Source organism: Streptococcus mitis (assembly GCF_005144795.1).
In the GTDB taxonomy this organism is placed as follows: Bacteria; Bacillota; Bacilli; order Lactobacillales; family Streptococcaceae; genus Streptococcus; species Streptococcus mitis_BB.
On the sequence record NZ_SWFJ01000002.1, the window covers coordinates 130,495 to 152,537 of the forward strand.

Genomic DNA, 22,043 nt, shown 5'->3' on the forward strand with positions numbered 1-22,043 from the left:
TCAAGCCTAGACAGATTGTTTTGACAATTCTAATCTTTTAGGAAATCAAAAAACTAGCCTTTCTAGACTAGTTATTCTCAAGATAAAATTCAAAACGTTCGCCTACATACTGACTTTTTACGTATTCAAAAGCTGTCCCATCTTCTAGGTAGGAAACCTGAGTCAAACCAAGAATAGCATGTCCTCTTTCAACTTCCAAATAGTGAGCAATCTTTTCTTTAGCAAGACGAGCATAAATAGTCTGCTGTGATTTACCGATACGGTAACCGTGTTTTTGCAAAGTTTGGAAGAAATGACTGGTGATTTCTTCTTTTTTAAAATTCTTAATAAATTTTTCAGGAATAGAAGCAACTTCATAAACAAGAGGAATACTGTCGGCATAGCGAACCCGCTCCATTCGGATAATATTTTCGGTAGGAGAAATTCCTAGCTTGGCAACTTCCTGCTCATTGGGAATGGTTTTTCTGTAGGAAATGAGCTGGCTAGAGGGAACTTTACCTTGAGACTTAACAATTTCAGTAAAACTGGTTGTCCCTCGCATCTTTTCTTGTACCCGAGTACTAGAAACAAAGGTGCCACTTCCTACGCGGCGCTCTAAGACACCTTCTTCGACTAATAGAGATACGGCTTGGCGGAGGGTCATGCGACTGACCTCAAACTGCTCTGCTAAATCTCGTTCACTAGGAAGCCTCTCCCCAATAGCCCAACGGTACTCGTCAATATCCTTTTTAATCTGATCATGGATTTTCATATAAGCAGGTAGCATATTTTTCACTTCATTTCTATCTTTTCTCTATTGTACCCCAATAAACTAGAAAAAGTCAAACTTCGCCTTGTTTAGTTGGTAATTCGCCCTTATTTGTGATAGAATATTGAAAAAAGATATTTCTTTTGAGAAAGGAAAAAGATGAGCAACATTTCAACTGATTTGCAAGATGTAGAAAAAATCATCGTATTGGACTATGGTAGCCAATACAACCAGCTGATTTCACGCCGTATCCGTGAGATTGGTGTTTTTTCAGAACTAAAAAGCCATAAAATTTCAGCTGCTGAAGTTCGTGAAATCAATCCTGTAGGAATCATCCTGTCAGGTGGTCCAAACTCTGTATACGAAGATGGTTCATTTGATATTGACCCAGAAATCTTCGAACTTGGAATTCCTATTTTGGGAATTTGTTATGGTATGCAGTTATTGACCCATAAACTTGGAGGAAAAGTTGTTCCTGCAGGTGATGCTGGAAATCGTGAATACGGTCAATCAACTCTTACTCACACACCATCAGCTCTTTTTGAATCAACACCAGACGAGCAGACTGTTTTGATGAGCCATGGTGATGCGGTTACTGAGATTCCTTCTGACTTTGTTCGTACAGGTACATCAGCTGACTGCCCATACGCAGCCATCGAAAACCCAGATAAACACATTTATGGTATCCAATTCCACCCAGAAGTTCGCCATTCTGTATACGGAAATGATATCCTTCGTAACTTTGCCCTTAACATCTGTAAGGCTAAAGGTGATTGGTCAATGGATAACTTCATCGATATGCAGATCCAAAAAATCCGTGAGACTGTCGGTGATAAACGTGTCCTTCTTGGTCTATCCGGTGGGGTTGATTCATCTGTAGTTGGGGTTCTTCTCCAAAAGGCTATTGGCGATCAATTGATCTGTATCTTCGTGGACCACGGTCTTCTTCGTAAAGGAGAAGCGGACCAAGTTATGGACATGCTTGGCGGTAAGTTTGGTTTGAATATCGTCAAAGCAGACGCTGCTAAACGTTTCCTTGACAAACTTGCTGGCGTTTCTGACCCAGAACAAAAACGTAAAATCATCGGTAATGAATTTGTCTATGTATTTGATGACGAGGCAAGTAAGCTCAAAGATGTGAAATTCCTTGCTCAAGGAACTCTTTATACTGATGTGATTGAGTCTGGAACTGATACAGCTCAAACCATCAAGTCACACCACAACGTGGGTGGTCTTCCAGAAGACATGCAGTTTGAATTGATTGAACCACTCAATACTCTTTATAAAGATGAGGTTCGTGCCCTTGGTACAGAACTTGGCATGCCAGACCATATCGTATGGCGCCAACCATTCCCAGGACCAGGTCTTGCTATCCGTGTTATGGGTGAAATCACTGAAGAGAAACTTGAAACCGTTCGTGAGTCAGACGCTATTCTTCGTGAGGAAATTGCTAAAGCAGGTCTTGACCGCGATATCTGGCAATACTTCACAGTTAACACAGGCGTTCGTTCAGTTGGTGTTATGGGTGACGGTCGTACATATGACTACACGATTGCAATCCGTGCTATCACTTCTATCGATGGGATGACTGCTGATTTTGCCAAAATTCCATGGGAAGTCCTTCAAAAAATCTCAGTACGTATCGTAAATGAAGTAGATCATGTTAACCGTATTGTCTACGATATTACAAGTAAACCGCCTGCAACCGTTGAGTGGGAATAAAATAATAGTATAGAAAATCCTTAGACTAGAAGTTTCTAAGGGCTTTTCTTTTGCACTGGTCATATACTAGATATAAGATTTCCCCTATGTTTCACAGAGGAAATCCAGACTACAACAGCAATTAATTTATTTTTTACACGCTTGATGATCTTATTAGTCAAATCATTTTATTAGTCAGGTTGAACGAGACATTGATTTTCCTTCATCTGTAGCTTTGTTTCAGATGCTTATTTCAATGATAAAGGATGCTCTAGTTTTAAACCTACTATATACTAGTCAAAAACTCTCATCCAATTCTTATACAATATTCCATCCATGTGCCAAATTATAAAGAACATTAAGGACAATACCTCCTATCACTAGTTTTTGTTTTTTTAATTTGAACAATGATATTAATATTCCACATTTTATGACTTATAGAAAGAATTACAGTCGTTATTTTCAAGATTAAGAATCCACCTTGACCAAGATATTACACTTGTATTCACTTATACTTGCCCTCGTGGAAAGAAAGGGAAGCTTCGTACTAGAAACTGTAGCAGAGACTAAAAGAAAAGGTGGATTGACTTCTTGGTACAGACAAAGAATACCACAATCTACGTTACACAAGAAAAGTTGGTAAGTCCAAGCTGAAGATATTAAAAAGACAAACACTAAAATGATGTTTGTCTTCGGTTTTTATAGAGGAAATTCTTTACACTCTCTATTTATTTCCCGCCACTTCCTCATCAATATTCCTTTTAAAAATTTCCTCGCAACTTTCCATCTTTTCACAAAACTCACTGTAGGATGAAACCTTCTGAGGGATTTGGATAGACCACTTTTTAAGCAAGACTCCGTGCCCCTCTACTTTTCCTATTTCACTATTTACTGACTGCTCTATACTAGGAAAAATTAGTCCAGCTTTCTCAGCTTCTAAAATATAAGAATAGGAAATCAACTGGAACAAGTCCTCACGGTTGATCCCTTTTTCAGTGAACTCCAATTTTTTATATTTAGCATCTAGAACAATCTTTCGTTCTCTGTCATAAAAATCTGGATATACTTTTCGTTTCCCAACAGAAAATACTGAAATTCCGTCCGTCTTTTCTTTATTCCGAGGATGCAAAAATCCTTTTGGTAACAAGGTATGAACATACTCTTCCCAAAGCCAGGAAACATCAAAAAGAATACCGTGGATTTTTTGCTCTTGGTATCCTAAACCATTCTTTTCTCTATTTAGGATCATCAGGCAAAGCTCTTGCAACTTTCTGTACTCTCGAAAATAGGCATGACGAAGAGGTTTGGTTTTATTTATTCTGATAAATTTAGCACGATCGGCTAATTTATAAGAAGGGGTTACACGCGTAACTTCAGCTATAGTTTCACGATTATTATCGAGCATAACTCCGAAACTTTTTTGAGTCCTTATATACTCAATCGTATGCCGAATCAGCTGTATGAGTGGATTATCATGGGTAAACTCTCTAGTGGTATAGGCAATATTTCCCATAAAAGGAACATTATTCTTAAGATGATTTCCTACATCAATCACCCCCTTTACATGACTGTCGTTATGAGAAAATCTCTGGTATTCCTTATAAAGACCTTTTCGAAGAGCAGCTTGCAGATACTTTGGAAAGAGATAAACCAAGAGTTGATAGAGTTTATCTTCAGGAGATAGACCGACATCCAAACTAGTCAGATTGATATTGAGAATCTTTTGTAAAAGATAATGTAAAAAATGGTCGTTACTTTTATCAGAAAAACGAGAAGAAATCGTCAATCTTTCCTGATCACAACCCAGAAAACCAATCACATTACCTGTTTTAATTTCCTGATTAACTGTTTCAAAAATCTTTTGGTCCTTATCCAAATCAGGAGTATGAGTCAAATCATTTGGAAAAATAAAGATATTGTCCTCTTTAGAAAGGTTATCCAGTGTTCTATCAAGAAGTGCTTGACTTAGTTTGGGATATTCTGCGACAAAATCTTCCTTAGCAATTCTATGCTGATTATCAGTTATACGCATTATCATTCGCAACGCCTTCATTGTTATCAGCTATAGACTCACTTGCTTCCTCTATACTTATCTGATCAAATGCATTTTTCAATGTTTCCAGAGTTTCAGTCTCTTCATAAGAACCCCGTAAGTAATCTTCCAAAAGCGGTTTGAGGTAATCAGACCAGAGTAATTCATAGTCAAAATCTACATCCTTCAACTTAAGGAAATAACTTGGTCCGATATGATAATGACTGTTTAGCTCCTGAACGTTCTCGATAGCAGCATTTAAGTTTCTTAAACGTTTTTTCGCTTCTTTTGCTTCATCACCGAGAACATCGTCTAGCATACCAACTTGACTCTCGGAAGTAACTTCAACAAAACGGAAGCGACGACGCATAGCAAAATCAAAGGTATCTACCGAACGGTCAATATCATTCATTGTTCCAATTATGTAAACATTTTCGGGGATATAAAACTTTTCATCAGTTTCGTGTAGATTTGCATATTGGGTAGAAACACTTCCCTTTTCACCACGATAGCCAGGGTCAATAGAGAAAAAGAGTTCACCAAAAATCTTAGAAATCTCCCCACGGTTGATTTCATCGATGATGAAGACGAATTTCTTGTCTGTGTCAATTTCTGTTGGGGAAACATAGTCTTTCAAACCAAATCTCTTTCTCAATGTTTCTAGGACAGTTTTTCCACCACTTTTGTAGTATTCTTGCTTATTATAATTTTTATCTTTATACAACTCGTAAACATATTTGCGAGGTAGTGACCATCCTGGAACACCACTATCATAATTTACTGACAAATTTTGTCTACTATTAACAGATAAGTAAGATGTTTTTGTTATATATTCTTTTTCTTCGGCAACATTTATATATTCTAAGTAAGAATCCCAAGCCTCATCAAAATTATCTTGTCCTCCAATCAATTGGGCTTCTTTTGCTTTCTGACAAAAATCTTTAAAAATACCATCTTGTAATTTAAATTCAATAGCTCCATCCCCATTTGATACCGGTCTCAACCCCTCTACAAAATCCGTATAATCATAGGAAGGGTGAAATTGTACAAAGTCGATTTGATCTTCATTACCACCAGTTAGCTCTGCCGCAATTTCTTTAGCAAGATAAGTTTTTCCTGTGCCAGGAGCACCACGGAGGATGAGGTTTCTGGATTGTAGTAGAGTTTGACTCAATGGATGATAAATCTTATATTCTGCAAACATTTTTTCTTCTTTCTTTTCTTTATCGTCTAGAAATTGTGTTGAATATTCAAATAAAATGCTTCCCAAAATTGAAGATGCTAGTTCAGGATAGGTTTTAGAAAATAGTTTACAAATCTCATGATTCTGACGATAGGGTCCTCCTTGATTACTTTGAGGAATCAACCTATTCCAACATTCATTCTGACTATTCATATTTACTCCTAAAAAAGAATTGTTCTCAGAATAAATACAAAGTAATTTTGTCACCACAGCAGAACGACCAATAAATTCATTTGTGGACTTTTTCATATCAAATATAGGATTGTCAAAATCAAGTTTACTACCGATTTGAATAATCTGATACAGATCTCTTTTTAGTTTATTAAAACGTTGCGCCAATTCAGATATAGGAATGATTTTATTAGCTTGATTTTTATAGCTTTGGGTATCCTCATTCCAATAAATACCAAATTTTGAAGAGCCTCCTCCTCCAATACCTAAAAATAAAGATTTGTATTTCCCCCTCTCAAGACTATAGCAAAAAGAATTACTTTTAGCACCTTTCCCAATAACATAATCATCGATAGACATGGTTAAAATTCTATCAAGTGGCCACTCTCTAAGAAATTCTTCACGTAATTGTTCATTGTAAATACTATATTTGGATGCATCTTCTCTTAATCTTATCTTATTTTCTTGGTACCAAGCATAAAAATCATCCAAACTAATTTTTCTTTTCAGCATCAATCTTACTCCTTTTATAATAATGTTCGAATAAAAAACTATATATTTCATATATAGAATATCATACCCTATAAAAAAAGAAAAGAATTTCTAAAGAAAAGCCTAGTGTAGGGTGGGGTATTCCCTCATAACACTAGACTTCTTTTTTATCTTAATAATACTCTCCCTGACGGTAGTCCCATGAGTTAAAGGTGTCTGACAGGTGCATCATAATCTTATCAATGTCAAGCCCTTTGCGGATTACAACTGGAGCTGGTGAAGTTGAACGTGCTCCTCCTTGTTCTGGGATGAGTTTACCGTCTTTATCAACCATAGAGACCATCACACCTTGCTCGTAGCGAGTTTCAATCGTTTTATCAGGTTGGATTGATGCCACGTAGTCGTCTGCCTCGATAACAAGGTCCACTGCTCCTTCGATACGTTCTCCGATTCCTTCAACCTTACCACGATTTCCTTTTCCAGAAGGATTTGCAGATGAAGCGTATACCATTTTTCCTTCTTCCCAAAGTTTGGCAGCCAATTGTTCACCAGCTTTCCCAAATTTGATAACAAAACAGCTAGTACCACGTACGTCCGTCATCAGTTCTTCACGGCCATCACCGTATGCTTTTAGTTTTTCAAAGGCTTCTGGTTTCCAAGGAAGGATACAACCAAGAAGAATATCTTCGTCCCAATGTTTTTGGTAGAAGGCTTCAATTTCTGGGTTGAGTTGTGCTAAGGCGCGAAGCTCATCCATGCTACCACAGAGAACAACACCTGGTTTGTTACGGTTACGCTCTTTGGCTTCAAACTTGCGTTCAAGTCCTGCCTTATCGCTAGTCATGATGATATAACCGACTTTTGTAGGACAAACAATGCACCCTCCCTCACCTTTTAAAATGTCATAGCCTTCTTGTGAAAGTGTTCCGTTCCATTGAATGTGTTTTGTCATAATTCTATTTCCTTTTCTAATTTTCTTCTAATCCTGCCAGTAGACTGGTCGTTGTTTTTCATAGGCAGCAATCAAATCTTCATACTGCAAAGTAATACCGATATCATCCAAACCATTTAAGAGTTTGTGTTTCCATTCGCTATCGATTTCGAAAGTGAATTCTCCAACTGGTGAGATGATTTTTTGTTGCTCCAAGTCCACAGTTACCTGATCAGTCGGTTGTAGCTGGGCCAGTTTCTCTCTAACCTCTCTGGGCTGAACAATAGGCAACATGCCATTATTGAGTTCATTATTGTAATGAATATCCCCAAAAGACCCTGCTATCACGACTTTAAAACCATAGTCCGCTAGAGCCCAAGCTGCATGCTCCCTCGAAGACCCTGCCCCAAAGTTATCTCCTGAGATGAGAATACTGGCTTTCCGATATTCAGGTCGGTTAAAGACAAAGTCTGGGTCCTCAGTATAGAGATCGTCCAAATAACGCCAAGCATACATGAGGTACTTACCAAAGCCTTTTTTATCAATTAACTTTAGAAACTGCTTGGGTAGGATTTGGTCGGTGTCGATGTTATCATTCATGAGAGGAACGGTCGTTCCTGTATAAACTGTGAATTTCTCCATATCCTCTCCTTACTGGGCCTCTGGCATTAGCCGAACATCTACGAAGCGCCCTGCGATAGCTGCCGCAGCTGCCATGGCTGGACTACAGAGATGAGTCTTAGCGCCAAAGCCTTGTCTGTCCTCAAAGTTTCGATTGCTTGTTGAGGCACAATGGACACCATCAGGAACCTTGTCTGGATTCATCCCTAGGCACATAGAGCAACCCGGGTCTCTCCATTCAAAGCCAGCATCTAAGAAAACTTTATCCAAGCCCAACTTCTCAGCAGCTCGTTTGACAGGACGAGAACCTGGGACTACGATAGCCGTTAAGTTGGGAGCAATTTTCTTCCCTTTGACAAATCGCGCAGCCAGTTGCAAGTCGCTGAGACGAGCATTTGTACAAGAGCCGATAAAGATATAACCTAGTTCAATATCTGCTGGCTTTTGACCAGGCTCCAAATCCATATAATTGTAGGCTCGTTCATCATTCATATCCTTAATTTCTGGGAAGCTACTGTCAAAGTCAACCCCCATAGCAGGGTTGGTTCCCCAGGTCACCATAGGAGCAAGGTCTGAGACATCCATATGAATAACCTTATCGTAAACAGCATCATCATCACTGACAATTGTTTTCCAATCAGCCACAGCCTCTTCAAAGTCCTCTGGAATACACTCGCGACCCTTGAGATAATCATAGGTGGTTTGATCCGGATTCATAATCCCCATCTTAGATCCAAACTCGATGGACATATTGCAGATGGTCATGCGTTCTTCCATGCTCAGTGCATCAATTGCTTGTCCCCGATATTCCACCACGTAGCCTACACCGCAAGCAACGCCGTACTTGGCAATCAAGGCTAAAATGAAATCCTTGGAATAAACTCCTTTTTGAGGAACTCCAGTGAATTCAACCAACATTTTCTTAGGTTTAACCTGCCAGAGGGTCTGGGTAGCGAAGACATGCTCAACCTCACTAGTCCCAATCCCAAAGGCGATGGCTCCGAAAGCTCCGTGGGTTGCTGTGTGACTGTCTCCACAGACAATGAATTTTCCTGGTTGGGTCCGTCCTGTCTCTGGACCAACCATGTGAACAATCCCCTGCTTTTCTGAACCGTGGGCCGCATGTTCAATCCCAAACTCCTCAACATTTTCAGCTAGTTTATCAATTTGCGCTTTAGAAATTACATCTCGAATATCATAGATATTGACCGTCGGGACATTGTGGTCAAAGGTTCCAAATGTCAAGTCTGGTCGTCTCAATCTGCGACCTGCGTCTCGTAATCCTTGAAAAGCCTGAGGACTGGTCACCTCGTGAATATAGTGCTGATCCACATACATGAGTTGGGGTTGCCCCTCTTCACCTGTGATGACATGGCGGTCCCATAATTTATCAAAAATCGATTTTCCTGCCATCCATTACCTCCAAATAACATATAAGGCTACTAGTGTGGTCACCATCCCGAGAAACCAAACCGTTTTAAAGTACCATTTTCTAGTCTTGTGGTGAAAAATGATTCCTGCTAACCAGGCACCAAAGCCACCACAAGTAAAGGCTAAAATGAGTAAGATTTTCTCAGGGATGCGCCAAGCTCTTCTCCTTGCCTTGGATTTGTCAATGCCATAAATCAAGAAAACCATGACATTCCAAATCAAAAGGACTAGAGTAATTCCTTCGTTTAGTTTCATAATCTTTCAATGATGGCTTCTGTCATTTCCTTGGTCGAAGCCTGTCCTCCTAAATCTCTAGTTAAAATGCTAGATGCTAAACTTACCTCAACAGCATGCTCGACACGCTCTGCATCCTCATAACGTCCAAAGCTGTCTCTCAGCATCATGGCCACTGATAAAATCATGGAGATAGGATTAGCAATTCCTTGACCAGCAATATCAGGTGCTGAACCGTGAATAGGTTCATAGAGACTTGGTCCATTTTCAGAATGACTGGCTGATGGCATAACTCCAAGTGTGCCAGATAGAACGCTTGATTCATCTGAGAGAATATCTCCGAAAAGATTCTCCGTCACGATGACATCAAACTTGGCAGGATTGGTAATCATAAGCATAGCAGCTGAGTCTACTAGCTGGTGTTCCAAGGTTACATCTGGAAAATCCTGCGCAACCTCCTCAGCCACTTTTCTCCAGAGTTTTGAAGTTGCCAACACGTTTTGCTTATCAATGCTAGTAACGATTTTTCTCCGATTTCTTGCGATTTCAAAGGCTTTACGAAGAATCCGTTCCACCTCCTCATAGCTATAGTCGTTAATATCACGCGCTTTGCTCTCTTCAAGGATATGATCTCCAAAGTAAATCCCGCCTGTCAACTCACGCACCACGACAAAATCTACACCAGCAATTCGTTCCGATTTGAGTGGTGACAAATGCTTGAGACTGTCAAAGATTTTTACAGGGCGAATATTAGCGTAAAGATTGAGTTCCTTACGGAGAGCCAGCAAGCCTTGTTCAGGCCGAACCGCTGCTCTATCATACTGAGGACTACCGATGGCCGCTAGGAGAATGGCATCTGCTTCACGACATACCTTGAGGGTTTCATCAGGTAAGGGATGCCCTGCAGCATCGATACCTGCACCTCCAAAAGGTCGTCTATCAATCTCATAGTCAAAACCTGTTTTTTCAGCTAGGGCTTCCAGAACCTCTAAACCAGCCTCCATGATTTCTGGGCCAATTCCGTCCCCTGCTAGAGCTACTATTTTCTTTGTCATAGCCTTCTCCTTTACACACTAGGCATATCGCGGTAAGAAACACTGCGTCCTATCTCACCAGCATTCTCTTTTTGAACAAAGGTATTAGCATTGATGTAGGCAATAGCAGATGCTTTCAGTACATCGAAATCAAGCCCTGCTGCATTAAAGATGGTTTCTGTATCTCTATTTTCAACAGTGACCAAAACCCGAGCTTGGGCATCGATTCCATCTGTCACAGCGTCAATAGTGTAAGACACCAAGCGAACGGATTGATTAAAGAACTTGTCGATAGCGTTAAAGATAGCCTCAACAGAACCTTGCCCTGTTGCATTAAATTCGACCTTCTCACCATCCATATTGGCTAGGCTAACGAGTGCTTCAATGTCATTATCTGCATGAGTTTGAAGTTGTAAATCATCAAAGTGGAATCCTTCAGGGTTTTCAACCATGGTTCCAGCTACCAGAGCACGAATATCTGCATCTGTGATTTCTTGTTTCTTATCAGCCAGCGCCTTGAATTTAGCAAAGAGTGGCTGGATGTCCTCTTCTGTAAAGTCTAGTGCTAATTCTCTTAGTTTTTCAACAAAGGCATGGCGACCAGACAATTTTCCAAGCGGTAGACTATTACTCTTAACACCAACCAATTCAGGGGTGATAATCTCATAAGTAAGAGGATTTTTAAGGACTCCGTCTTGGTGAATACCAGATTCGTGAGAGAAGGCATTGCCACCAACGACGGCCTTATTTTTAGGAACTGGAATACCTGAGAAGCGAGAAACCATTTCTGACGTATTGATGGTTTCATTTAAAACAATACTAGTTTCTGCTTGATAGTAATCTTGGCGAATATTGAGGGCCACTGCTATTTCTTCCAAAGCAGCATTTCCAGCTCGCTCACCAATACCATTGATGGTTCCTTCGACTCGCCCTGCCCCATTCTTGACGGCAGCCAGGCTATTAGCGACTGCCATCCCAAGATCATCATGACAGTGAGACGAATAGATAATCTGGCGATCCGTCTTAACATTCTCAATCAAGTATTTAAAAAGAGCCCCGTATTCTTCTGGTGTGGTGAATCCAACTGTATCAGGAATATTGATATAAGTCGCACCTGCATCTACCGCTGTTTGAACAACTTGCAAGAGGAAATCCAATTCTGTTCTAGTCGCATCCTCTGGAGAGAATTCAACCACTTCAAACTTAGAACAGGCATATGAAACATGCTCCTTAATAGCTTCTAAAATCTCTTCCTTGCTCTTATTGAGCTTATACTTACGATGAATCGGACTGGTAGCGATAAAGACGTGAATCTGTGGATACTTGGCATCCTTAAGTGCTTCATAACAAGCGTCAATATCTGATTTAACAGAGCGTGCTAATCCAGTTACAGCTGTTTTCTTCAAAACCTTGGCAATCTCCTGAACTGCTGTGAATGAATCAGGACTCGCCGCCGGAAAACCAGCTTCAATGGCTGAAATGCCCCATTTCTCCAGCTGCCTTGCAATGGCAATTTTTTCCTTGATTGAAAAGTTAACACCTGGTGTCTGTTCCCCATCCCGAAGACTGGTATCTAGAAATTCAACTGTTCTCATAAGATTTCCCCTTTTCCAAATATGGTTAAAAAAACATCTCGCTCAGAAACCCAAGCGAGATGTTGATTTACTCCCGCTTGGTAAGCCAAACAGGACTAATGCATTTTGCACTAGCCCGAGTATCTCAACAACAAAGCAAATTGATTAAACTTAGCTGTTTTCATGTTTGACTTTCTCCTTCGTTTGATATCTTGTCTAGTATTTTAGCATAGGCAAAAGTAGTTGTCAATAAAAAATCCAATATTTTCTGAAAATTTCTTCAGTAAAGAATATTTCGCTAATTGAAAGTTATTGAAAATCCTTGAAAGGTTTTATTTTTTAATAGTTAAATTCCAGCTTCTTTCTATCAATTCCAGTACTTCTTCATCTGATAAAGTATCATCAAGCGCCACACTAATCCAGTAGCGTTTATTCATATGAAAGGCTGGATAAATTCCCTTTTTTGAAAGTAAGTCAACTACTTGGTCATGCTTGAGGTTGACTGCTTCCACCTGTCCTTCTCTGCCCTTTTCCAGCTTATCCCAAGAGATTTTCATCAAAACGGCATACCACTTTTGATTGCCTTCATGTCTTAACACTGCCGTATCAGGCGATTTCTCCCACAGATATTCCAACTGGTTTCCATACTTTTCCTGAACCTGAGCCATGATACGCTTAGTCTGAGAACAGATAAAATCCTGCACATCAAAACAGGCCTTCCGAATCTGGTAAAGAATCTCCAAACAAGCCTCACGGACACTTCCTACAAAACTTCCCCTCATACTTTCCATATGGACTTGAGGATATAGGTCGCCCGTTTCCTGGTCAAAGACTTGAAAGTTCACATTATCAGCAGTAATGGACACAGTCATGACAAAGTCACCCTGCAAAATCTGGCAACTATAGGTCCAGACTCCACTATTTTCTACAAAACCAAAAGCATGAGCCTTTTCTTGATTAAACTGATAGGATTTAAAAATTTCAAACATAAGTGAAAACTGCTACCCAAAGCTAGCAGTTCCTTTCTATTTTTTAAAAGACAACCTTGGTTCCGTGCAATTGTGTCACGTCCAACAGGTCAATAAAGGTTTGACGGTTGTCAAGGTCAATCCCCCCACCTGGTAGAATTTCAATTTTACCTTTAGCATGCTCCAAAATTCTGTGATAGTGAGCAAAGCGTTTCTCTAGCGAATCTCCAGACACACCCGCACGAGTCAGGATTCGAGTGACTCCAGCTTGACTGAGCCAGTCAATAGCTTCCAGTTGATCATCATCACTCAATTCATCAAAGGCCATGTGGAAGACAATTTCCATTCCTTTTGATGCAGCTATCAACTTCTCAAGATTAGGCTTATCCAACTTCTTATCAGCAGTTAAAGCCCCAAAAACAATCCCTTGACTTCCAGCCTGGGCAGTCAAACGAATGTCTTCTAGCATAATAGCAATTTCTAGGTCATTATAGACAAAGTCGCCACCACGTGGACGAATCATGGTCATGATGGTCGTATCGTAGTTAGCTGCCAATTCAACCGCTGCCTTGGTCACTCCATAGCTGGGCGTTGTCCCACCAACTGCTAGATTATCACAGAGTTCGATTCGGCGAGCTCCAGCCTCCATAGCTTTTTCAAGCAAGGTCACATTTTCAGCACAAAATTCGTAAATCATTTGATTCTCCTTGATTATTACTTTGAATTTATTATATCATATTATTGTGAATATGCTTTCATTTATATCAAGGAAAATTGCTACTATTTTTTATTCTTTGTCCGGAATGACCTTGAAGAGATAATAAGTGATAAAGATGGTCAAGGCTCCTAGACCAATTTTGACAGGTAAGAGAGGTGCAAAATAAATGGAAATTCCCATCAAAATGTAGATGGATACGATGATTTTTTTCTTACGTTCACGCGCAATAGACTTTGTTTCTCGAAAATCAGCTACATAGCTCTGATAGAGCTTGGTATGATAAAGCCAATCTTCGAAACGCTTGGAACTTCTTGAGAAACAAGCAATAGACAGTAAAAGAAAAGGTGTTGTAGGCAACAAGGGTAAAACAACCCCAACAATAGCCAAGGCCAGTGATAAAAAACCAATTATCAGATAAATAATACGCATAACTTCTCCTAATTAAAATAATCCTCTTCTAGTTTCGCATACAATGATGAATTTTGTCAAGTTCTAACCAAAAAGAGCCTGAAATTCACTTTCAGGACTCTCCTCTTATCTAATCTTTTCTTCTTCGTAGTCACCCTTGCTGCAAACAACCTGCTTGCCACCACCACGGACTTTTTTCTCCATGAGGAAGTTGCCACATTTTGGACAGTCACGACCAACAGGCTTGTCCCAAGAGGTAAATTCACATTCTGGATAGCGATTGCAACCATAGAAAAGGCGATTGCGTTTGGTTTTACGCTCAATGATTTGTCCCTGATGACAACTTGGACACTCAACGCCGATTTCTTTCACGATTGCTTGGGTATGACGGCAATCTGGGAAATTGCTACAAGCGTAGAACTTACCAAATCGACCAAGTTTAATAACCATTGGACTGCCACACACTTCACAGTCAAATCCAGCTGGTTCATCCTTGATTTGGATTTTCTCCATTTCTTCTTCAGCCTTGGAGACCTCTTTAGAGAATGGTTTGTAAAAGTCATCAATAACACGTTGCCACTGCTCTTTTCCGACTTCGACATCATCCAGCTTTCCTTCCATTTCAGCTGTAAAGGTCACATTTACGATATCTGGGAAATATTCAACGATGAGCTTGTTAACAATTTCTCCCAATTCTGTTGGTTCAAAACGTTTGGCTGCAAGGCGAACATAGTAACGTTTCTGAATAGTTTCAATGGTTGGCGCGTAGGTTGACGGACGTCCAACCCCATTTTCCTCCAAGGTCTTGATAAGGGTCGCTTCAGAATAACGGGCAGGCGGTTGAGTGAAATGTTGCTCTGGTTTGCTATTGACCTGCTTAACCACATCTCCAACAGCCATATCTGGTAACATCTTATTCTTATCAGAATCATTATAAATGGCAAGATAACCATCGAACTTAACCTGACTACCATTAGCAGCAAATTGAACCCCATTTTGCGATAATTTTACAGCCATAGTATCAAAGACAGCAGCTGTCATCTGACTCGCTACAAAACGATTCCAAATAAGAGTATAAAGCTTGAGTTGATCCTTGTCCAGATATTTAGCAATACTTTCCGGTGTATTGAAAACACTAGATGGACGAATAGCCTCGTGGGCATCCTGAGCACCTGAAGCGTTTTTGACCTTGCTACCATGCTTAGAATACTTGCTACCAAAACGATCCGTAATGAAACTTGCTGCTTCATTTTGCGCTACAGGACTAATACGAGTCGAATCGGTACGCATATAGGTAATCAAACCTTGAACACCAGAACCGATATTAATCCCTTCATAGAGCTGTTGGGCAACCATCATGGTTTTTCGAGTACGGAAGTTAATTTTATTGGCAGCATCCATCTGCATAGATGAAGTGGTATAGGGTAAAGGAGCGTTGCGTTTGCGCTCTTTCTTATCCACCTGATCCACTGAAAAGTCTTTACTTGTCAGACGAGACAGAACTTCCTTAACATCATCATTGTTAGTCAGTTTCAGCTTTTTACCATCCACTCCATAGAAGGAAGCCTGAAATTGCTTGGTTCCCTTTTTAAAAACAGCATCAATTGTCCAGTATTCCTCTGGCTGAAAGGCATTGATTTCATTCTCACGATCAATGATTAACTTAAGCGCAATAGACTGTACGCGACCTGCTGACAAGCCCTTCTTGACCTTCTTCCACAAAATAGGCGAAATCGAATACCCTACCAAGCGATCCAAGACACGACGAGCCTGTTGGGCATCGACCAAGTCCATATCAATCTTGCGTGGCTCTTTAAAAGCATTTTTGACTGCATCCTTGGTGATTTCATTGAAGACCACACGATTGGCATCATTTTCATCCAAGTTGAGAATATGAGCTAAATGCCAAGAAATCGCTTCTCCTTCACGGTCCGGGTCACTCGCCAGAAAGACTTTATTAGCTTTTTTGGCTTCTTTTTTCAAGTCATTGATGAGAGGACCTTTTCCTCGGATATTGATATATTGCGGTTCATAATTATTTTCAATATCGACGGACATACTGGATTTTTTCAAATCACGGATATGTCCGACACTGGCTAAAACCTTGTAGTTTCTGCCGAGATATTTTTCAATCGTCTTGGCCTTAGCAGGCGACTCCACGATTACTAGATTTTTTTTAACTGTTGATTTTTTCTTTTTTGTTGCCGTAGCCACAGTATCACACCTTTTCAAAGTAATAAACTTTATAAAGTGTAAACCATTTTGGCATAACTGTCAAGACTTAGCTCCTATATAATAGAAGAAAAGTTTGTCTAGTAAGGGGACTTTCTTCTTATACTCAATGAAAATCAAAGAGCAAACTAGGAAGCTAGCCGCAGGTTGCTCAAAACACTGTTTTGAGGTTGCAGATGGAAGCTGACGTAGTTTGAAGAGATTTTCGAAAAGTATTAAAATTCAAATTCCGCAAGAACATCTTGCCCACTTGTGACCAATTTTGCTCCTTCTTGAATCAAATGATGGCAACCATCTGATAATCCATCTAAAATGCTACCAGGAATAGCAAAGACATCGCGCCCTTCTTCCATTGCTCGCTCACAGGTAATGAGACTACCTGAGCGCATCTTAGCCTCTGCTACAATCACACCGCGGCAAAGTCCAGCAATGATGCGATTACGGGCAGGAAAATGAAATTTCAGAGGTTGTTCGCCTGGTCCATACTCACTGAGAACCAGATGGTCATTGCCGATGTAGTCTTGCAAGCGTTTATTGGCTTTAGGATAAAACACATCCAGTCCTGTTCCAATCACTGCAATAGTTTTTCCACCATTCTGCAGGGCTGCCATATGAGCTGCTGTGTCAATGCCCTTGGCTAATCCACTGACGATAACCAGTTCATTTTCCAAGCCTTGAATAATTTTTTCAACTGACTTAGCTCCTTGTTTGCTACAAGCACGACTACCCACGACCGCTACCTTAGGAAATTTCAAGAGGTCAAGATTTCCTTTGTAAAATAAAAGTACAGGTGCATCGTATATTTCACTCAAATCCCAAGGATAACAGTCATCTAGAATAGAGAAAGATGGAAACTTTTGAAACTCCTTCTCCAAATGTGCATCGTCTATCTGAAAATATCGTTCCATAAAAACAGCTGGATTTCGGCAACCTGATATATCTGCAATATCACCCAACAAAAGCTCCTGATCAACATTTTCACCGTATTCTAGAACTGCCAAAATCTGTTGATTAGTCAAACCTGATTTTTTCAACTTATAGATTTCATAGTTTGTGATTTTCATAAATAACTCCATTTCTTTTTCTACTCATCTATTTATTCGTAAAACAAATTAAAAAGAAGACCATTTGATCTTCTTTTATTTATCTTTGTTATTTGACATTTAAAGTCTATCAACAATAAAATGTTTTTCTTTATACTTCTACTCTTCATCCATGCTCAAGACGCTAAGGAAAGCTTCTTGTGGAACTTCTACTGATCCGATAGCTTTCATACGTTTCTTACCGGCTTTTTGTTTTTCAAGGAGTTTACGCTTACGAGAAACGTCACCACCATAACATTTAGCAAGTACGTTCTTACGAAGGGCCTTGATATCAGTACGAGCGACAATCTTGTGTCCAATTGCTGCTTGGATAGGAACCTCAAATTGTTGGCGAGGGATGATTTTCTTGAGTTTATCAACGATGAGTTTCCCACGTTCGTAAGCAAAATCCTTGTGAACGATGAAGCTGAGGGCATCCACTTTGTCTCCATTGAGAAGGATGTCCATTTTGACCAGCTTAGACGGACGGTACTCTGACAATTCGTAGTCAAAGCTTGCATAACCACGAGTCGAAGACTTAAGCTTATCAAAGAAGTCAAAGACGATTTCAGCCAGTGGAATTTGATAGATAACATTGACACGATTATCATCAATATAGTCCATAGTCACAAAGTCCCCACGCTTGCGCTGAGCCAGCTCCATTACTGATCCGACGAACTCCTGTGGTACCATGATTTGCGCCTTAACATAAGGTTCCTCAATGGTCGCAATCTTAGTTGGGTCTGGGAATTCAGACGGGTTGGACACATCCATAGACTCACCGTCAGTCAAATTAACCTTATAAATAACAGACGGAGCTGTCATGATTAGGTCAATGTTAAACTCACGCTCTAAACGTTCCTGGATAACATCCATATGGAGAAGTCCAAGGAAACCACAACGGAAACCAAATCCAAGTGCCTGAGATGTTTCTGGTTCAAATTGGAGACTAGCATCATTCAGTTGCAATTTTTCAAGGGCTTCACGTAGGTCATTGTACTTGTTTGACTCGATAGGATATAGACCCGCAAAGACCATAGGATTCATCTGCTTGTAACCATGTAATGGCTCTGCCGCAGGATTAGTTGCCAAGGTAACGGTATCACCCACACGGGTATCCTGAACTGTCTTAATAGAAGCCGCAATATAACCAACGTCACCAGTCGCAAGGAAATCACGACCAACTGCTTTGGGAGTAAAAATACCAACTTCTGTCACATCAAAGGTCTTACCATTGCTCATAAGCTGAATCTTATCACCAGGTTTGACCACTCCATCCATGACACGCACTTGGAGGATAACCCCACGGTAAGCATCGTAAACAGAATCGAAAATCAAGGCCTTAAGTGGCGCCGTCACATCACCTGTTGGAGCTGGCACTTTTTCTACAATTTGCTCGAGAATTTCTTCGATACCAATACCAGCTTTAGCTGATGCTAAGACTGCTTCACTGGCATCCAAACCAATGACATCTTCAATCTCTGTACGCACGCGCTCAGGGTCTGCTGCTGGCAGGTCAATTTTATTAATGACTGGCATGATTTCCAAATCATTGTCCAAGGCCAGATAAACGTTGGCAAGGGTTTGAGCCTCAATCCCTTGAGCAGCATCAACTACCAAAATCGCTCCCTCACAGGCAGCGAGCGAACGTGAAACTTCATAGGTGAAGTCTACGTGCCCTGGTGTGTCAATTAAGTGGAAAATATAAGTTTCCCCATCTTTTGCAGTATAATTCAACTCGATGGCATTCAACTTAATGGTAATCCCACGTTCCCGTTCTAGATCCATGCTATCCAAAAGCTGAGCCTGCATTTCACGACTGGAGACTGTCTCTGTTTTTTCCAAAATGCGGTCTGCTAGAGTCGACTTTCCATGGTCAATATGGGCGATAATAGAGAAGTTACGGATCTTCTCCTGTCGTTTTTTCAATTCTTCTAAGTTCATGATTCTCTTCCTTTCAGGGTATCTATTTATTATAAATTGTTTTTGACATTTTGACAAGACCATACCCTGCTAGGAGTACTAATCTTCAGCGACAAAGCCGTCATTTTCGATAAAGTGATGTTCTGTCATCCCTTGGTCTGTAAAGACAATCCCGTGAAGGACACCACCATAAACAGCTCCTCCGTCCATCCCAATCTTGCCATCTTCTGTAGTCCAAAGCTCATCTGTACCTCGCTCTTGCTTCAACAAACCATAGACCGGTGTATGGCCAAAGACAATGGTTTTTCCAGTATGATTTTCTGCTTCGTGGAATGGTTTTCTAAGCCAGACTTTTTTATAATCTGTAGTTTCATGCCAGTCATCCAAGGTCAAATCAATACCTGCGTGAACAAAGATATACTTGTCTGTCTCTACCACAAAAGGCATTTGACGAATAAATTCGACCAAATCTGCTGCTTCAGTGGCAACACGCTTGGCATCCTCAACTCCATCAACTGGGGCATCCAAAGGTCGACCTAGGATAGAGTTAATGGTTGTATCTCCACCATTACGACGATAGTGGTCATAACTTTCTTCAGGGTCATCTAGCCAAGTCAAAAACATATACTCGTGATTTCCTGACAAACAGATAGCCCCTTGATTGTCCACTAAGTCCTTGACCATTTCAAGGACACGGCGACTATCTTCACCACGGTCAATCAAGTCCCCTAGAAAGAGCAACTGGGTCTGACCATCCCATGTTTTAAGAAGGTCTTTCAGCATCCCAGCTTTTCCGTGAACATCTCCAATTACATAATAGTCTGTCATCTTATTTCTCCCTGTTTCTCAACAATTCTCTGGCTTGCGTCAGGGCTGCTTCCGTCACATCATCACCTGCCAACATTTTAGCAACTTCTTCCACTCGCTCTTCAACAGTCAAGAGACGAACAGTCGAAACTGTTGAATGGTCATTACTAATCTTCTCAATAAAGAATTGATAATCCGCAATCGCAATCACTTGTGGCAAATGGGAAATAGCCAGAACCTGACCATGTTGGCCAATCTTGTGAATCTTCTGTGCAATGGCCTGAGCTACACGACCTGAAACTCCCGTATCCACCTCATCAAAGACAATACTTGTCTTGCCTTCTTTACGAGAAAAGGCAGACTTAATAGCTAGCATGAGACGAGATAATTCCCCACCAGATGCAACCTTAACCAAGGGTTTAAAGTCTTCACCAGGGTTGGTTGAAATATAAAACTCAACCATTTCATTTCCCTCACGGCTGAATTTGCCCTTGCTAAAACGAACTTGAAACTGGGCTTTTTCCATATAAAGGTCTTGAAGCTCTTGTTTAATCTCTGCTTCGAGCTGCTGAGCCAAGTCATGACGAGCAGATGCAAGCTGACCTGCCAAGTCAACAAGGTTGACTTCCAATTCCTTAAGCTCTACTTCCATGTCTTCAGAAGAAAGATTATTGCCTGTCAAGAGATTGTACTCTTCCGTAATCTTGGCAAAATAAAGCAAGACATCATCTACAGTTCCACCATACTTACGGGTAATGGTATGAAGGAGGTCCAAACGATTCTCAACCTGCATGAGACGATTGCCGTCAAAATCAAGGTCCTCAATGATAGCTTCCAAACGTTTGCTAATGTCTTCTAAGACATAGTAGGTCTCAGACAGTGAGCTTGAAATTTCACGGTATTCAAGATCATACTCTTCGACACTTTCCATGTCATTCATGGCTGAACGAACATTGGCCAGACTTGAAAAATCTTCATTGTCCAACATGCTATAAGCATTGGTCAGCGTATCCGCAATGTTTTTATGGTTGAGGAGCTTCTCTCGCTCTTGATTTAGAGCCAGGTCTTCACCTGCTTGCAAGTTTGCTGCCTCAATCTCTGCCATTTGAAATTCCAACATTTCGATACGTGCCTTATGTTCTTGTTGGTTTTTCTTGACTTCCAAAACCTGCTTACGCATTTTACGGTAGGCATCAAAACTCGTCTGATAGGTTTCTTTTAGGTCCCAAAAAGAAACATCACCGAATTCATCCAACATTTGAATATGAAGTTGAGGACGCATTAACTCCTCTTGGTCATGCTGACCATGAATATCTACCAGATGTTGCCCAATAGCACGCAAAACAGACAGATTAACCATCTGGCCATTCACACGACTAATACTACGGCCATTTTGCAAGATTTCTCGACGGATGATAATTTCATCACCCATTTCCAAACCTTGCTCATTAAAAATTTCCTGCAAAAGGCGACTATTTTCAACGGAGAATAGCCCCTCAATCTCTGCCTTTGGCGCACCATGACGAATAACATCTGTTGTAGCACGAGCTCCCAACATCATATTCATGGCATCAATGATAATCGACTTCCCTGCACCCGTTTCACCAGTCAGGACAGTCATTCCCTTTTCAAAATTGAGGGAAATAGCCTCAATAATGGCAAAGTTTTTTATCGAAATTTCAAGTAACATATA

18 protein-coding genes are annotated in these 22,043 nt (G+C 40.5%); 1 reads left to right on the forward strand and 17 read right to left on the reverse strand.

Annotated elements, in window-relative coordinates; genetic code table 11:
• Positions 1-67 precede the first annotated feature (67 nt).
• Entirely contained in the window at positions 68-766 is a 699-nt protein-coding gene (locus tag FBF73_RS02115; RefSeq protein ID WP_136936837.1) for a GntR family transcriptional regulator, read from the reverse strand.
• A 141-nt stretch (positions 767-907) separates the two neighbouring features.
• Between FBF73_RS02115 and guaA the strand changes: the two genes are divergently transcribed.
• Positions 908-2,470, forward strand: coding sequence for a glutamine-hydrolyzing GMP synthase (gene guaA / locus FBF73_RS02120; protein WP_041171154.1), 1,563 nt, complete (start codon positions 908-910; stop codon positions 2,468-2,470).
• Positions 2,471-3,173: 703 nt separating this feature from the next.
• Here the strand turns inward: guaA and FBF73_RS02125 are convergent.
• The 16 genes from FBF73_RS02125 to recN all read right to left on the reverse strand — a co-directional run bounded on the left by FBF73_RS02125 (position 3,174) and on the right by recN (position 22,040).
• A complete protein-coding gene (locus tag FBF73_RS02125; protein WP_169435157.1) occupies positions 3,174-4,481 on the reverse strand; it encodes an McrC family protein in 1,308 nt (435 codons plus the stop codon).
• On the reverse strand, positions 4,468-6,408 hold the full coding sequence (locus FBF73_RS02130; protein ID WP_169435155.1) for an McrB family protein: 1,941 nt from the start codon (positions 6,406-6,408) through the stop codon (positions 4,468-4,470). Before FBF73_RS02130 ends, FBF73_RS02125 begins: the two co-directional genes overlap by 14 nt.
• 151 nt (positions 6,409-6,559) lie before the next feature.
• Complete coding sequence (locus FBF73_RS02135) at positions 6,560-7,339, reverse strand: L-threonylcarbamoyladenylate synthase (RefSeq protein WP_000160505.1); 780 nt, start codon at positions 7,337-7,339, stop codon at positions 6,560-6,562.
• A gap of 27 nt (positions 7,340-7,366) precedes the next feature.
• Positions 7,367-7,960: a 3-isopropylmalate dehydratase small subunit gene (gene leuD / locus FBF73_RS02140; RefSeq protein WP_136936840.1), complete on the reverse strand. Its 594-nt coding sequence runs from the start codon at positions 7,958-7,960 to the stop codon at positions 7,367-7,369.
• A 9-nt stretch (positions 7,961-7,969) separates the two neighbouring features.
• A complete protein-coding gene (leuC, locus tag FBF73_RS02145; protein WP_136936841.1) occupies positions 7,970-9,352 on the reverse strand; it encodes a 3-isopropylmalate dehydratase large subunit in 1,383 nt (460 codons plus the stop codon).
• 3 nt (positions 9,353-9,355) lie between these two features.
• The gene (locus FBF73_RS02150; protein ID WP_136936842.1) at positions 9,356-9,625 is read right to left on the reverse strand and encodes a DUF1294 domain-containing protein; all 270 of its coding nucleotides are present in this window, start codon (positions 9,623-9,625) and stop codon (positions 9,356-9,358) included.
• Positions 9,622-10,659 carry a 3-isopropylmalate dehydrogenase gene (gene leuB / locus FBF73_RS02155; protein WP_136936843.1) on the reverse strand — a complete coding sequence of 346 codons (1,038 nt, stop codon included), beginning with the start codon at positions 10,657-10,659 and terminating at the stop codon, positions 9,622-9,624. The genes FBF73_RS02150 and leuB overlap by 4 nt, the downstream gene beginning before the upstream one ends.
• Before the next feature lie 11 nt (positions 10,660-10,670).
• Positions 10,671-12,233, reverse strand: a complete 1,563-nt coding sequence (locus FBF73_RS02160) for a 2-isopropylmalate synthase (RefSeq protein ID WP_136936844.1) — start codon at positions 12,231-12,233, stop codon at positions 10,671-10,673.
• A gap of 311 nt (positions 12,234-12,544) precedes the next feature.
• Complete coding sequence (locus FBF73_RS02170) at positions 12,545-13,201, reverse strand: MmcQ/YjbR family DNA-binding protein (RefSeq protein WP_136936845.1); 657 nt, start codon at positions 13,199-13,201, stop codon at positions 12,545-12,547.
• 43 nt (positions 13,202-13,244) lie between these two features.
• Positions 13,245-13,877 carry a copper homeostasis protein CutC gene (locus tag FBF73_RS02175; protein WP_136936846.1) on the reverse strand — a complete coding sequence of 211 codons (633 nt, stop codon included), beginning with the start codon at positions 13,875-13,877 and terminating at the stop codon, positions 13,245-13,247.
• Positions 13,878-13,967: 90 nt separating this feature from the next.
• Positions 13,968-14,327 carry a YbaN family protein gene (locus FBF73_RS02180; protein WP_033683781.1) on the reverse strand — a complete coding sequence of 120 codons (360 nt, stop codon included), beginning with the start codon at positions 14,325-14,327 and terminating at the stop codon, positions 13,968-13,970.
• 105 nt (positions 14,328-14,432) lie between these two features.
• On the reverse strand, positions 14,433-16,520 hold the full coding sequence (gene topA, locus FBF73_RS02185; RefSeq protein WP_136936847.1) for a type I DNA topoisomerase: 2,088 nt from the start codon (positions 16,518-16,520) through the stop codon (positions 14,433-14,435).
• Between the two features lie 233 nt (positions 16,521-16,753).
• Positions 16,754-17,602 (reverse strand): DNA-processing protein DprA, encoded by an 849-nt coding sequence (gene dprA / locus FBF73_RS02190; protein ID WP_136936848.1) that lies wholly within the window; start codon positions 17,600-17,602, stop codon positions 16,754-16,756.
• 138 nt (positions 17,603-17,740) lie between these two features.
• Positions 17,741-19,564, reverse strand: coding sequence for a translation elongation factor 4 (lepA, locus tag FBF73_RS02195; protein WP_136936849.1), 1,824 nt, complete (start codon positions 19,562-19,564; stop codon positions 17,741-17,743).
• Between the two features lie 78 nt (positions 19,565-19,642).
• Positions 19,643-20,371 (reverse strand): metallophosphoesterase family protein, encoded by a 729-nt coding sequence (locus tag FBF73_RS02200; protein ID WP_136936850.1) that lies wholly within the window; start codon positions 20,369-20,371, stop codon positions 19,643-19,645.
• Position 20,372: 1 nt separating this feature from the next.
• The gene (gene recN / locus FBF73_RS02205; protein ID WP_136936851.1) at positions 20,373-22,040 is read right to left on the reverse strand and encodes a DNA repair protein RecN; all 1,668 of its coding nucleotides are present in this window, start codon (positions 22,038-22,040) and stop codon (positions 20,373-20,375) included.
• Between the last annotated feature and the right edge of the window lie 3 nt (positions 22,041-22,043).